This window comes from Chitinophaga sp. H8, from assembly GCF_040567655.1.
GTDB lineage: Bacteria > Bacteroidota > Bacteroidia > Chitinophagales > Chitinophagaceae > Chitinophaga > Chitinophaga defluvii.
On sequence record NZ_JBEXAC010000004.1, the window covers coordinates 92,503 to 106,588 of the forward strand.

14 protein-coding genes are annotated in these 14,086 nt (G+C 41.9%); 7 read left to right on the plus strand and 7 right to left on the minus strand.

Features of this window, described 5'->3' with window-relative positions; genetic code table 11:
- Window positions 1-448: 448 nt before the first annotated feature.
- Window positions 449-1,675: a multidrug effflux MFS transporter gene (locus ABR189_RS29360; protein ID WP_354664098.1), complete on the plus strand. Its 1,227-nt coding sequence runs from the start codon at window positions 449-451 to the stop codon at window positions 1,673-1,675.
- On the opposite strand, the gene ABR189_RS29365 is transcribed toward ABR189_RS29360, so the two are convergent.
- Window positions 1,672-2,439 (minus strand): MBL fold metallo-hydrolase, encoded by a 768-nt coding sequence (locus tag ABR189_RS29365; protein WP_354664099.1) that lies wholly within the window; start codon window positions 2,437-2,439, stop codon window positions 1,672-1,674. The genes ABR189_RS29360 and ABR189_RS29365 overlap by 4 nt on opposite strands.
- Window positions 2,440-2,594: 155 nt before the next feature.
- Here ABR189_RS29365 and ABR189_RS29370 point away from each other — a divergent pair, with 155 nt between their 5' ends.
- Both ABR189_RS29370 and ABR189_RS29375 read left to right on the plus strand, forming a co-directional pair.
- On the plus strand, window positions 2,595-3,485 hold the full coding sequence (locus ABR189_RS29370) for a DUF4349 domain-containing protein (protein WP_354664100.1): 891 nt from the start codon (window positions 2,595-2,597) through the stop codon (window positions 3,483-3,485).
- 66 nt (window positions 3,486-3,551) lie between these two features.
- Window positions 3,552-4,283, plus strand: coding sequence for a metallophosphoesterase family protein (locus ABR189_RS29375; RefSeq protein ID WP_354664101.1), 732 nt, complete (start codon window positions 3,552-3,554; stop codon window positions 4,281-4,283).
- A gap of 10 nt (window positions 4,284-4,293) precedes the next feature.
- Here the strand turns inward: ABR189_RS29375 and ABR189_RS29380 are convergent, their stop codons facing one another.
- Window positions 4,294-4,659: a VOC family protein gene (locus ABR189_RS29380; protein WP_354664102.1), complete on the minus strand. Its 366-nt coding sequence runs from the start codon at window positions 4,657-4,659 to the stop codon at window positions 4,294-4,296.
- Between the two features lie 101 nt (window positions 4,660-4,760).
- Here ABR189_RS29380 and ABR189_RS29385 point away from each other — a divergent pair, with 101 nt between their 5' ends.
- The 3 genes from ABR189_RS29385 (at window position 4,761) to ABR189_RS29395 (ending at window position 6,577) form a co-directional block, all read left to right on the plus strand.
- A complete protein-coding gene (locus ABR189_RS29385; protein WP_354664103.1) occupies window positions 4,761-5,342 on the plus strand; it encodes a Crp/Fnr family transcriptional regulator in 582 nt (193 codons plus the stop codon).
- 87 nt (window positions 5,343-5,429) lie between these two features.
- A complete protein-coding gene (locus ABR189_RS29390; protein WP_354664104.1) occupies window positions 5,430-5,891 on the plus strand; it encodes a DoxX family protein in 462 nt (153 codons plus the stop codon).
- A gap of 74 nt (window positions 5,892-5,965) precedes the next feature.
- Complete coding sequence (locus tag ABR189_RS29395) at window positions 5,966-6,577, plus strand: pseudouridine synthase (RefSeq protein WP_354664105.1); 612 nt, start codon at window positions 5,966-5,968, stop codon at window positions 6,575-6,577.
- A 9-nt stretch (window positions 6,578-6,586) separates the two neighbouring features.
- On the opposite strand, the gene ABR189_RS29400 is transcribed toward ABR189_RS29395, so the two are convergent.
- The 3 genes from ABR189_RS29400 to xseA form a co-directional block, all read right to left on the minus strand.
- Window positions 6,587-6,919 (minus strand): ArsR/SmtB family transcription factor, encoded by a 333-nt coding sequence (locus ABR189_RS29400; RefSeq protein ID WP_354664106.1) that lies wholly within the window; start codon window positions 6,917-6,919, stop codon window positions 6,587-6,589.
- 84 nt (window positions 6,920-7,003) lie between these two features.
- Window positions 7,004-7,219, minus strand: coding sequence for an exodeoxyribonuclease VII small subunit (gene xseB / locus ABR189_RS29405; RefSeq protein ID WP_354664107.1), 216 nt, complete (start codon window positions 7,217-7,219; stop codon window positions 7,004-7,006).
- Window positions 7,197-8,636 carry an exodeoxyribonuclease VII large subunit gene (xseA, locus tag ABR189_RS29410; protein WP_354664108.1) on the minus strand — a complete coding sequence of 480 codons (1,440 nt, stop codon included), beginning with the start codon at window positions 8,634-8,636 and terminating at the stop codon, window positions 7,197-7,199. Before xseA ends, xseB begins: the two co-directional genes overlap by 23 nt.
- 156 nt (window positions 8,637-8,792) lie before the next feature.
- Between xseA and ABR189_RS29415 the strand changes: the two genes are divergently transcribed.
- A complete protein-coding gene (locus tag ABR189_RS29415) occupies window positions 8,793-8,993 on the plus strand; it encodes a hypothetical protein (RefSeq protein ID WP_354664109.1) in 201 nt (66 codons plus the stop codon).
- A gap of 253 nt (window positions 8,994-9,246) precedes the next feature.
- On the opposite strand, the gene ABR189_RS29420 is transcribed toward ABR189_RS29415, so the two are convergent.
- Complete coding sequence (locus tag ABR189_RS29420; protein ID WP_354664110.1) at window positions 9,247-9,684, minus strand: hypothetical protein; 438 nt, start codon at window positions 9,682-9,684, stop codon at window positions 9,247-9,249.
- Window positions 9,685-9,689: 5 nt separating this feature from the next.
- Entirely contained in the window at window positions 9,690-14,081 is a 4,392-nt protein-coding gene (locus ABR189_RS29425; protein WP_354664111.1) for a DUF6443 domain-containing protein, read from the minus strand.
- Window positions 14,082-14,086 lie beyond the last annotated feature (5 nt).

Sequence of the window (14,086 nt, forward strand, 5' to 3'; positions counted from 1 at the left end):
ACAGTAATATTTTGTTCCTGGAAGCATTCCATTCACATGACTGATACAATAAGATTGCCACAATCCTTCCGCAGCCACCAGCAGGCACTTTCCTATTTTTCTCTTTACAAAAATGTTCATATATGGACAGAAAATGTCCGGAAATGGATATCCTGTCCTGAATGATTCCTGCCAGCAGGTATTACTATACTTATCTTGCCTTGACAATCCTGACAGTTACCAGTATACGGTGATTGAAAAGATAAAGCTACCCATTTATGATGAATAAAATTTTCTGCCTGCTTAAAACCCCGGGCCATTGCTAAATGAGCAGTCACGCATCATCATTTTCAGGTATTGGTAATCCAGGCATAATACCTGTTTTTGAATATTAGCTAATACCTTTGCAGCCTGATAACCATGCTGCTCACTGCAGGGTAATATGTCAGGTGCATGTAATAATTAAATAATGACGAACAAGCGATATTTCTATCTGATACTGATACTGGGTACATTAACTGCATTAGGTCCATTTTCCATTGATATGTATCTGCCTGGCTTCCCGGCCATCGCAAAAGAATTGCAAACTACCGTTGCCGGTGTAGGGCTTTCCTTATCCAGCTTTTTTATTGGCATTTCGGCAGGACAGCTGTTGTATGGTCCGTTATTAGATCGTTTCGGCCGTAAGAAACCATTATATATTGGGCTAACACTTTATATCCTGGCATCGCTGGGGTGTATGACAGTACATACTATTGACGCACTTGTTGCGCTACGTTTTGTACAAGCCATTGGGAGTTGTGCTGCAGCAGTAGCTTCTATTGCCATGGTACGCGACCTGTTTCCTGTAAAAGATAATGCCAAGGTATTTTCCCTGCTGATGCTGGTAGTAGGTGTTTCACCTATGATAGCTCCTACTGTGGGTGGCTATGTAACAGCCGCATTAGGATGGCAGGCCATATTCCTGATCCTGGCCATTATGGGCGCCCTCATTCTTTGTGCCGTTATTTTCTGGTTGCCCGAAAGTTATCAGCCCGATCCAACTTTTTCTTTAAAGCCAAAACCGATTATTAACAACTTCCTTTCAGTGATCCGGGAGCCACAGTTTTATACCTATGTATTTACCGGCGCTATTGCCTTCTCCGGATTGTTTGCTTACGTTTCCGGCTCTCCACTGGTATTTATGGATATTTTCCAGGTAAGTGAAAAAACGTATGGATGGATATTTGCCTTCCTGTCTGTAGGATTTATTGGGTCCAGCCAGGTAAACAGTCTTTTACTGCGGAAATATAAAAGTGAGCAAATTGTATTAATAGCATTGATCTGCCAGGCGCTGACAGGAATTGTTTTCCTACTGGGTATGATAAATGGGTTATTGGGGCTGGGAGGTACCATTGCCCTATTGTTTGTTTTCCTGTGTTGTCTGGGCTTTGCGAATCCTAATGCTGCAGCACTTTCGCTGGCCCCCTTTTCAAAGCAGGCAGGCAGTGCCTCTTCTTTGATGGGCGCCTTGCAAATGGGACTGGGGGCATTGGCCTCTGTGGGCGTGAGTCTGTTTAATGCCAAATCTGCCGTACCGATGGTAGCCATTATGGCCGGATCGGCTACACTGGCATTAGTAGTATTGATAACAGGACGTCGCACCATTACTGCACCGGTAACAGCATCAGAAAAAAGTGCCGGTGTGATTCACTAAATACTGATCTGATATACTGCTGTTTCCTGCATACGTGAGGCTACTACAATCTTTATCCCATTAGCATGCTGGTCAAATAGTTCCTGTACCAGTGACGGATTGTTATTGTCCTGCGAAAGATGTGACAACAGTAAATGGCTCATAAAAGCAGGCCGGTGTGTTTTAAAAAGTTCTAATGCCTGTGTATTAGACAAGTGCCCTTTACCACCACGGATACGATTCTTTAAATAATAGGGATACCTGCCTTGCTCCAACATTACTTCATCGTAGTTGGCTTCCAGGAAAGCGGCATGGCATTGCTGGAAATGACGGATCACATGTTCGCAGGAGATCCCGATATCTGTAAAAACACCAATATTAATTGTATTACCAGTAATAATAAAGCTATGGGGTTCTGCAGCATCATGCTCTTTGGGAAAAGCTGTCACCGCAAGGCCTCCGATGTACACCGGTTCATAAGCCCGAAAGGCAGTTACCAGATGCTCGTGCAAAATAAGCCCCCCATGCAATAGTGTGCCGGCAGTAATGTATACCGGCAGCTGATACTTCTTCGCCAATACGGCAACACCCCGGATATGATCCGAATGCTCATGAGATATAAAAATAGCCTTTACCTGTTGCATGGATAATCCGAGCCGCCTCATGCGTTTCTCTGTTTCACGGCAGGAAATACCTGCGTCGATCAACACAGCTTCCTGGTCATTCCCAATATAATAACAGTTGCCGTTGCTCCCTGAATTTAATGATGCGATAAATAATGACATATTATAATAAGCTCGTTTAACAAACGTTCGACAAAGATAACTGAAAATACAGACCCCTGTTTTCAAACTATTACGATTCGTTGCTATTTGCATTTTAACATTTCTTAAAGGTTACCTTTTCATGCCGCCTTGTATAAAGCATAAATCTCGTTACTATGCGCAGTTCCTTATTCTATTGGGTAATCCCCATACTGACGCTGTGTGCCTGTCAACAGCAAACCAGCAAAGAAATGTCTGCCTACACCAACACCGCAGACACCACTAATTTTTCTGCAGACATTGCTAACCTCACCTCTCCTTCCAGGAAAAGGATGCGGACTGCTGATGTACGATGCCGCGTAAACAACGTTTTTGCTGCCACCTCCCGCATGGAACAGATTGTTAACTCACTGGACGGCATCGTAGTAGAAAGCACCTTGCAAAATGTATCCCGGCAAAGTCATGAATTTCCCTACACAGCAGACTCCATCAAACGTGTACAGCTTTACACTCCTACGGCCAATCTGACATTAAAAGTGCCCGTAGCACAGCTGGACTCTGTGGTACACACACTCACAGATATGGCCAGCTATATTGATCATCGTGTGCTGAAAGAAAAAGATGCAACATTAAATTATCTGGCAAATGCACTGAGAAATCAACAGGCTGCTGCAAATAATAACCAGGTAAGCCCTGATAAAAAAACATCCTCATTAGATGTTGCCAGATATAAAGACCAGCAGAAGGATAATGTGATTGACAGAAAAATAGCCAACCTCGACATACAGGATCATGTAGCTTATGCCACCTTTACCGTACAACTCTTCCAGCCCGAACTGGCCGACATACAGGTAATGGCCAATCCAAGACAGATGATCCGTGCCGGTTTTGGTACGGAGATCTTAACTGCCCTACGTAGCGGTACAGAGTTGCTGAGAGCGCTCATCATTTTCTTTCTCCAACTCTGGCCATTATGGCTGATCCTGCTATTGGGATGGATCGGTTACAAAAAAATAATCAAACAATTGTACTTCCAGAACGGTTTTAATAAAAGTGATAAAGGATAAGCGGCTGACTGTTACAGGCGAAAAAGTTATACCTTATGGTATCTTCCTGCAGTTAAAACAGCTCATATGGGAAAGACATTTGCGATTGGAGATATACACGGTGCATTAAAAGCACTGAAACAAATAATAACAGCCATTGATCCGCAAAAGAATGACCGGTTAATCTTTCTGGGAGATTATGTAGATGGCTGGTCTGAATCGGCACAGGTGATTGAATATCTGATGGAGCTTTCCCAAAACTTCCCATGTATTTTTATTAAAGGTAATCATGATGCCTGGTGCGAATCCTGGCTGAGTGGGATGCCCCCGGACAAAACCTGGTTGTTTAATGGAGGTGAATCTACTATCAGCAGCTATGCTAAAATCTCTGCTGCACGCAAAGATATGCATCTGGCCTTTTTCAATCACCTGTATAACTACTATATAGATGATCAAAACAGGTTGTTTATCCATGCTGGTTTTTCTTCTATGCACGGCCCGGCATATGAACATTATCAGAGTAATTATTCCTGGGACAGAACCCTTTGGGAAATGGCGCTTACAATGGACAACAGGATAGAAAGGGATTCCGTGTTATTCCCTAAAAGGCTCCTATTGTTCAAGGAAATCTATATTGGCCATACCCCCACCCTACGTTATGGGGTGGATGTGCCCATGCAGGCATGTAATGTGTGGAATATAGATACCGGGGCTGCATTTACGGGAAAGCTGTCGGCACTGAATATTGATACCAGGGAAGTATTTCAAAGCGATCCGGTACCATCACTCTATCCTGGTGAAAAAGGAAGAAATAAATAAACCAGGAATATTACCATTGCACGATGATCACGCATACGTCTGATTCGTCACGCAGGGCAAACTCTTTACTTCCCCAGGGGCGGGAAGCCACCTTATTGGAATTAGGATGCAGCAGCTCAGGAGCATTCTTGTTTACCTGCTGATATACCGCATCAATATCATCCGTTTCAATTCTTATTTCCGGACGGTCTTTTATGGCAAAATCATGATCCTGTACCAGGTGAATTTTCAGCGCATCTTTTTTAATGATGCAAAAAGGGCGCTCTGATTTCAGCTCATCATAAACGATATCAAATCCAAGACAGCTGACAAAGAGTTTCAGTCCGGTGTTAATATCGGAATAGAAAATATTTGGTACTAAAGTATTGAATTTCATATGCGGGGGCTTTCCAATAAAATTAAGACTTTTTTGTTTTATGCCGCTTCCTTCCGGGTTTGCCTTGTCCGGTAATTCCGCTATTTATGTACATTTGATGCATGTATGCACCTATACTGGCACATATAGCCAAATATGTAACTTTAAACGACCAGGAGCAGGAAATCTTTTGTGCCGCCCTGCTGCATAAGCGTTTCCGCAAACACCAATATCTGCTTCAGGAAGGAGAACAATGCCAGTATGATCATTTTGTGTTAAAAGGTTGTCTGCGCCAGTATGAAGTAAGTGAAGATGGTAAAGAAAATGTAGTGCAGTTTGGGTTCGAAAACTGGTGGATGACCGATTGGCACAGTATGCTTACCAATACCCCATCAGTATACAACATAGATGCCCTGGAAGATGCGGAAGTACTACTAATTGAAAGAGGGCTACTGGAACAGCTCTTTAAAGAAATCCCTCCATTGGAAGTTTATTTCCGGAAAATCCTGCTGCAGGCATTCAGTGCGCTGCAACGCAGAATACTTTATCTTCAGAAGCCTGCAGATGAAAGGTATGCTGACTTTTTCAGCAGGTATGCCTATTTTGAGCAACGTCTTTCCCAGCAACATATAGCGTCCTATCTGGGTATCACCCGGGAAACCCTTAGCAGACTGAAAAGTCAGCAGATGAAACCAGGTAAATGATATTGTGATATTTATCACAATATTTATTTACCAAAAATCACAGGATCTTACCTCCTATCCTCCGCAACTTTGTACTATAAAAATCAAATGATGTACAACGTATTCACACAGCAACTGTTTGCTACGGAGCATAGCTGGACCGGCTTCATATTACGGTTCACCCTTGGGGTGGTACTTTTTCCACATGCTGCACAAAAAATGTTCGGATGGTTTAATGGTCCTGGCCTTTCCGGAGAAATGGAACACATGACACACGCGATAGGGCTGTCAGTACCTGTTGCCGTCTTATCCATTCTGGTAGAATGTTTGGGTACCCTGCTGCTACTCACGGGCTTTGCTACACGTATAGCGGCAGTAGGCATGTTTGGCCTGTTTGTAGGGATGATTGTATTTGTGCACTTTAAAAGCGGCTATTTCATGAACTGGTTTGGCAAGATGCCTGCCGGGCACGAAGGATTTGAATACCACCTCCTGGTATTGGGTTTATGTATACTTATCTTTATGCATGGAGGCGGGCGTTATTCCATTGACGGGCTCCTGACCCGCTGATACTGGCTCATCAGTAAGGTGATCACTTGTTAAATGGAGCAACTTATGTAAGTTTACGCCCAAATCCAGACTGCATGAGCCAGGGTGATCACCGTTATTTCATTATCAATAAACCTTCCAACATTGTATCCCAATTTGTGAGCCCGGATAAGGTAGGATTGTTAGGCGACCTGGATTTTAGCTTCCCCGAAGGCACACATGCCGTAGGCAGACTGGATAATCATTCGGAAGGGCTCCTGATTTTAACAACGAATAAAAGGGTCACCAAACTCCTGTTTGAAGGAACAACACCCCATAAGCGTACTTACCTGGTAAAAGTAAAGGATACCGTAAGCCCCGAAAGCCTAAATCGTTTACAAACGGGGGTTACCATTAAAATCAAGGGCAACGAGAATTATGTCACGACCCCGTGTGAGGCATCCATTGTAGCAGATCCTGCTGTCTTTTTCCAGCAGGAAAAAGGACAAAAGGAGTACAAGCCTCACACCTGGCTGCTGATTACTTTAACGGAGGGGAAGTTTCACCAGGTAAGGAAAATGGTGTATGCCTTGCGTCATCGTTGTAAACGGTTGATCAGGGTATCTATTGAAGATCTGAAGCTGGGCGATCTTCCGGCAGGAGGGGTAAGAGAGATAGCAGAAGAAACATTCTTTGAACAGCTGCGTATTGATAACTGGCGGGAATAAGTCGCCTTTCTACACCTTACTTTTCCGTATAGATTTATGCTCCTTTGCAAGAAACACTTCCAGCGCATCTAATTTATTGGCCCAGAAAGCCCGGTATTTTTCGGCCCAATCAGACACCTCTTTTAGTTTTCCCAGGTTGGCCTCACAAAATCGTTCCCGTCCCTGTTGCTTAATCACTACCAATCCGCATTCGGTCAATATCCGGATATGCTTGGAAACAGCTGGCCGGCTGATATTAAAATTCACGGCTACCTCGTTCAGGTTCAGTGACTGATAGGCCAGCAAATTGATAATTTCCCGTCTGGTAGGATCGGCTATTGCCTGAAAAACATCTCTTCTCATGTAGAATAATGCGTCCTTATGAAACCCATTGGTTACAAATATAAGAAAACCTGCGTTATCACAACTATTTATCGCCCCTTAGCCTTACTTTTCTGTAGTATTATTATTTTCCATTTGCTTGATAATATTGGTTACTTCTGTTTCTGTAGCGCGTAATTTCTTCTGGCAGAATTCGATCAGCACGGCAGCACGTTTCACCTTTTCCGCCAATACATCTACCGAAACGGATTCATTCTCTATTTCTGCTGCAATTACCTTCAATTCCTGGAAGGCTGATTCATAGGTCAAATGCTGTTCCATCTGCTTTATTTTTAGATTTAACGGTGGCGTTAATTTCCATGTCAGTTAATAATACTTTAATATCCTTACCGGTCTTAATACTTGTAGGGTCACTGATAATTTTATCATCCACATATACCAGGGCAAATCCGCGTTTCAAAATATTTGCCGGACTCATCAACCGGAATACTGTTTCATAATGCCCGACATAACTCCGCTCCCTTTGAATGCGTATCCTGCTGAAAGACCGGATATTAGCCAGCATATTATCCAGGTCGTTTAGTTTGTTGGATACCAGTATCCGGGGCTTGGACAACACCTGGTTAGACAATGCCATCAGATCCCGGTGCTGATTAAAAAGGATAGACCTGGTGGTATTAACAGTGACCTGGTTATAATGAATGACTGCCTCTTTATGCTGTGCCAGTAATGTCCTGGCATTATTAATAATTCCTGTATTAAGTGCTGACAATGCCTGAAAGTGAATAGAAAACAGTTGTTGTGATTTGATCAGGATGCGTTGTTGTTCATCAATCACCGCTTCTTCAAATTCCTTATTATGTGATATGATAAATTCCGCAGCCTTGGTAGGTGTTTTAGTAGGACTATGCGCCATCATATCCACGATGGTTTCGTTCTTCTGGTGCCCTATCCCTGTTATAATAGGAATAGGAAATTTAGCGACTACCTTCCCAAAGGTATAGGTATCAAAAATGAGAAAGTCTGTTTGCGCACCTCCTCCACGGATAATCACCACCGCATCATAAGGCACGTTTGCTTTAAAAATATCCACCAGCCGCTGCTGCACCAATTCCGCCTTTGTTTCTCCCTGTACTACGGTAAAGTAATTATCAATAATAAACTGGTACCCAAAACGGTTGGTATCCAGGGTATGCTTAAAATCCTGGTAACCGGCAGAATTAGCAGAAGTTACTACTGCTATCCGCTGTATAACCGGGTTTAATGTAAGCTGATTATTCCTCGTAATATATTGGTTACCTGATTTTTGTATAAAGTCGGGGCAATCCCGCAACAACTGCAATAAAGTTTGCTGCTTTTGTTGCTCCAGTAAACCAATAGTAAAGCTGGTATCTATATCCAGTAAAGTGATCTGCAGGCCATATACTGCATGATACGTAACAGACACTTTAGCCAATATATGAATATCATTCTTAAACTGCTGGCCAGTAACAAATTCAAATTCCCGGATCCGCTCTGCTCCCTGCCCCCATGCTACCGCAGCTACCTTTGCTACAATAGCACTGGACTGCTCCTGCTTCTCTACCAGGTCAAAATAGTGATACCCTTTGTGCTCATAACGGGAATAATTTGTCACATCCGCCACAATCCAATAGGTTTGCCCGGCAAACATTCCTGAAATAGCCTGCTGTACCTTCCTGGTAAGATCCGATAACTTTATGAATGGTAACTCCTGCATAGTTTTAGGGCCAGCCCTGCCTCCCTTCGGTAAAATTAGCGTTATTAGTTTTTAATCAGGCATTTTTATGGCCCCAGCTTTAACAAGCCCTTAGCATTATACGGCTGACTTGGCATAACTCTTGTTTCATTTCCCAAGAACAAAAACATGAAAGACATGAAAAAGATACTCATAGCCGCTTCCGTTGTAGGCACCGCCGCTGCTGGTCTCATTATATATTTAAAAAATCGTGATAAAGCAGACAAACTCCTGGAAAGGGCTAAAGAAGCTGCCCGTAAAACCACGCGGAGGTTAAACAATAACATGCATCAGGTAAATGGCAAAGCTACTCAGCTGTGGAGTAATTCGATGGGGTGAGGAAAAGTGCTTTTCTCAGAAAATACCAATAAAAGAGCTGGAAAATTTTCCAGCTCTTTTATTTTAATCAAATCTCTCTTAATTCAATAACTTTTCATTACTCTCAATAGGATAATTACTAGTTGTAAGAAGTTAAATGATTATCAGTGACATCAAAACAAATACTATCGCTTTTGTACATCACCTCAATTGGACCATTTTAAAAAAATAGTTTTAACGTCCATAATACTTATAAAAAATGTACTCATTGTATTTATTCTATGCGTTTAAAGGTATGCATGCTGTTACGGTAGTATTCACGGGTAAAAATCCCTACTTGCAGTGGGAAGTTAGGTATATCATTACCCCGTTCAAAATAGAATGTTATCCCCAAGTCCATAAAGGTTAAGGAGCTGATATCACCATATACATCTTTAGACTTCACCGATAAAGCGTCATAAATTTGTTCATAAGACATATTAAACAAATCAAGTCCATTGTATTCAACTTTCAACGGGGCGTTCAACCCAATAAAACTAGCTTTATTATCGTCATAATCAGCTGTAATCTGATTATTTAAAAAATAATCAATCACATCGTCTCCGCTTTTTCTACTCGAATATTTATTCTGATATTGTTCCCTAAGCTTTGCTCTTTCAGTTCCTAACTTTATATTGCCCGCACCAACAAAAGGTGTGATGTTTATAGTCATAGCTTCTATTTATTTAATCCTTTCTGTAATTTAGGTAATAAAACGTCTCTAAAATAGTTTTCCATCTGCTTAATACCTTTCTCCATATCCTTTGTTGTAACTTTTGCATCTTTTAGCATTTGAGGGTTTTCCTTCATTACAACACGTAGATTATCTACTCCCATCCTAAATGCATCTTCAAACTTTCCTTCATTCAGCAATCCTTCTTCAACTGCTCTATATTCCCTAGCTGATCTATACCCCCCAAAACTGCCTGTTTCCGCATGCAATGAGGTAGGTGTCTGCACTGCTGGCGCTTCGCCCTTTTCCGCCTTACCAGTATTCTTCAAGGATGAAGCAGACGGAATTTCATGCCTATCAAAACCTTGTTTTTTAGAAAGATCATCCATTTTTCCGCCTTGCACCGCTGGATTTCGTTCAAATAAGCTGGCTAAAGGTTTTACACCTCCAGAAGCAAAGCTAGCAATTGTATGAATTCCAGCATTATCTCTTGCGGCCCTTATTGCCGGAACATCAGAAGGTTTTCCTGTAGGAGCTACTGCTGGTTGAGAAACAGTTAACAATCCCACTACAATTGGAATAATAATCCATGGGAAATCACCTCTGGGATCCTTAAAACTAATAGGATTATTAAAGTTGGAAGTGTAAGGTGACCAGCCTTCCATATCACCAATCTTTGGATCAATCTGCCACCATCTGCCTATCTGAGGATCTAATGATCTTAATGGGGCCTCATACATTTCCAAGCCCGTACCATCATTAAATTCCTTATTTTGTAGCTCTATTCCATTGTATTTCATCCGGTTCTCCGGATAATTACTGCCCCTCAAAACATTCGAACTAATCCCCGCCATCGTCAATCCAAACGGGTAATAATGCGTTTCCTCTAAAACAGGACCACTGGCAAGTGTTACCATTACATTATCAAAGAACACATCTTGCGGGCTTTCATTACTGGTGTATACATACAAGAACCCGCTCTGTTGTACCACCATATTATCCTTTGCCAAGGTTTGCAGCTGATCAGGTTCCCCCTGTACCTGTTTTACCCCACTATTCTCTTCTACTAAATTAAACTGATCATTGAACAATACAAAATTCAGGTAGGCTTTAGGTTTATCCTGCTTAAACTGGTCAGGGTCCTTTTGTTGGAGACGCTGATAATCGCTGCTGGTAAAATTATTGGCAAATGGGGAAGCAGGTTCGGCTGAAACCACTGCATGTGATTGCTCCCCTTGTCCACTTCCGTTAAAAGCCTGTACCAGGGAGGCAAGCATATCTTCCACCGGTGCGGGATGCTTATTCTCCTGCGGGCCTTGCGATTTATAGAATGCTTTAGCACCTATTTGTATTGTATCTCCTGCCATTACCCTAAGCACCAGGGAGGGGCCTATTTTCTTCCCACCATCCTTGGCATTCAGTTTGGCTACAAATTCATTTTGTGGAGTAGTTTGATCCTGAGGATAACCAACCGGCTTAGCAGTGCGGCTGTTATCAATATTGCTGAACAAAGCGTTCTCCTTCGGAGCTTCCATAGTTTCCATCGTCGCGGCATACATACTCAGATCACTTTGCTCAGTCAGTACCATCCGTACATTACCCAGGTGGTCCTTCACAAAATAATCAAATGTATAATCCGGAGATTGCCCTGTTTTATAAACTACCCTTATCCGGCCCTCTTCATGCCCTGCAAATCGCAAAGTATCATTTTCGTAGACAAAACCATTAATATAATCTGTAGAAGTAGTTTTAGAAGGGGTTACAGTATTATCAATAACTGTTTTCCTTAGCTTATTACCAGCAGCATCGTATTGATAGTTAATACTACCCTTTCCACTGATAGTAATTGTTTGTGGTAGATTTAAATGATTATAAGTAATTGAAGCAATGCCTTTATTAAGATCAACCATCAGATTTCCATTTCCATCATACGAGTAGTCATTCCCAGAATTGGTACCATTAATAAAATCTCCAAGTTTTGCAGTGGCAGTATTACTTGGATCAGCAACTGCCAATAATTTATTACTATTTGCCTGATAAGCATAAGTTAATTGGTCAATAGTACGGATTTCAGTACCCACCATCCCTTTTTGATTCATGGCTTTTATATTGCCATTCTCATCATAAGCAATGCCACTTACAGAATAATCCATTACGTTACGTGTCCAACTTGCTCCACTTGTGTTTTGTTGGCTGAAATCAGCTGTAATTATTCGTCCGGAACTATCATAATCATAACCGTAGGCCCGTGGTATTTTATCATTCCACCCTTTCCACTTTATGCCTGCGATATTACCATTAAACTGATTTTTGACAGTAAATCCATAATCATAGCTCAGCTCCTGTCCAAAATGGCTGACATTATTTAAGGTAGTATTAACATAATCCTTATTGATACTCTTTAGCCATCCCCGGATATTATATTCATAATTCAAAACCTCCAACTGAGCTGTTGGGCCAGTTACCCCCAGCCGTTTGGTCTTTAATTGACCTAATTCGTCATAAGTATTTTCTGCAATTGTTCTTTCAAGCCCTGCCAGATCATTAAATTTCTTTTTCGTGGCAACCGGGCGGCCACCCACATCATACTGCAGCATTGTCAGGACACTGCTTTCAGGGGTAATGCTTTTCAAGTTGCTATGCCGTTGAAAACTGCTTATTAGCTTTCCACTGAAATCATATTGACTGGTAAGTACATCTGCTCCTCCATTAATATTATCCGACAATATTTGTACTACCCTTCCTTTTGCATCGTAATAGTTAGTTGTAGTAAGCCATTTGTTAGTTCCTAATACGAGCGTTTTAGTACCTGTCACCAGACCATTTGTCAAATTACTTATTGTTGGTGTTTCAGCATAAGCATTGCTTCCTGCCTGTGGCTTCCCAAGATCGCCATTTACGGGTACGATCCTATCCTTGTAATTGTAGTTATCATAAAACGTATATGATAAAGGAGTCAAAGAGCTGGCTGCTATTCCTGGCAATGGATTTGTAGCAGGAATAGTTATACTGGTACTTGCAGCAGGGTTAATTTCTGCCAGAAAGGTTGCCCCGGTAGTTGACTCAAACCCATCCAGAAAGCTTATGCTTTGAGTAGCTTCATAAAGTTCTGTACTACCGTCATAAGATCCTACTATGAGATCGGAAGCCCCTGGAAATGTATGGGATATGTTAGCTGTATTAGTAAGGGCTGTATTCATACTGCTCTGCAAGGCAGCACGGGTAGTATTTGCTTTATACAGTGCCGTCATTACAGGCCTGTTCAACCCATCATAAAAATTCACCAGCCACTCCTGCGGGGACTTCGCACGCTGCACAGAATCCTGGGTAAATACAAGACGATCTCTGACATCATATACCATATATACAGGGCCTGCTCCTGGCACCTTCTTCATAATCATACGATTACGTTCATCATACTGATATTGAAAGCAAAGTTCACTCGCTAAAGGGGCCACATTCCAGTTACCCAGGAGTTTTTCGGTAGCCAAAGGAGGAATTACAAAACGCAGATTTCCAAGGTCATCATATACGTAATAAGTACAAAGCCATCCACTATGTGCATTACTGCTGTAATATTCCTTTCGCACTTTCTTTTTAACCAAACGTCCTTGTTTATCCTTAAACTCCTCTACCGCATTGTTCATTTCGTCGGATGTGCGATTTTTATACAACTTCCCAGGCGCATAAAAACCTGTACTGGTAGGTAAAACGCCACCGATCGGCATATTCCAGATACGCACAGAATCATTTACATCATTTCCATAATAAGTATAACGTACCGGCCTGTCACCTCCCCTTTCAACAGTGGAAAGATCATTTTTTGCCCAGCTATTACCTGGTGCAAAAGTTCTTAATACGCGATTCAATGGTGATATTTCATAATCCGTGTTGCTATAGTATACACTCTCCCCAGCTGCTCCTGGATTTAACGTATTATTCTGATAAAATGAACGCTGGCTATTAAAAGGATCTGTTTTAAACTTCCCATCACTTACGTTACCACTTTGTGGCACATAAGGCAGGTACTTTAATTGTTCCCGACCATAAGCATCATATATCACCGGAGCAACAATATCTTTTCCTGATGTACTTATTCCCTTGCTTACCATTTGTATCGGGCGGCCTAGTTCATCAAAATATTGGGTTGTTTGCTTCACTTCACTAACAGTTCTGCCAACAGCTGTGACTACAGCAGTATCTGTTGTCGGCATACTGGGTTCCCAGGTACGGATATAATTAATCTTAGAATTAGTATAAGTTGAGGGGGGAGTTAATGGCACTGCTGTTGCACGACCTGCTCCACCTGGAACATTTTGCCCGTATACAACACCTCCTACGCTCGTCAATATGCTCCATATGATTATAAATAAGGAATAGGCAGAGATATTACGCATACTTT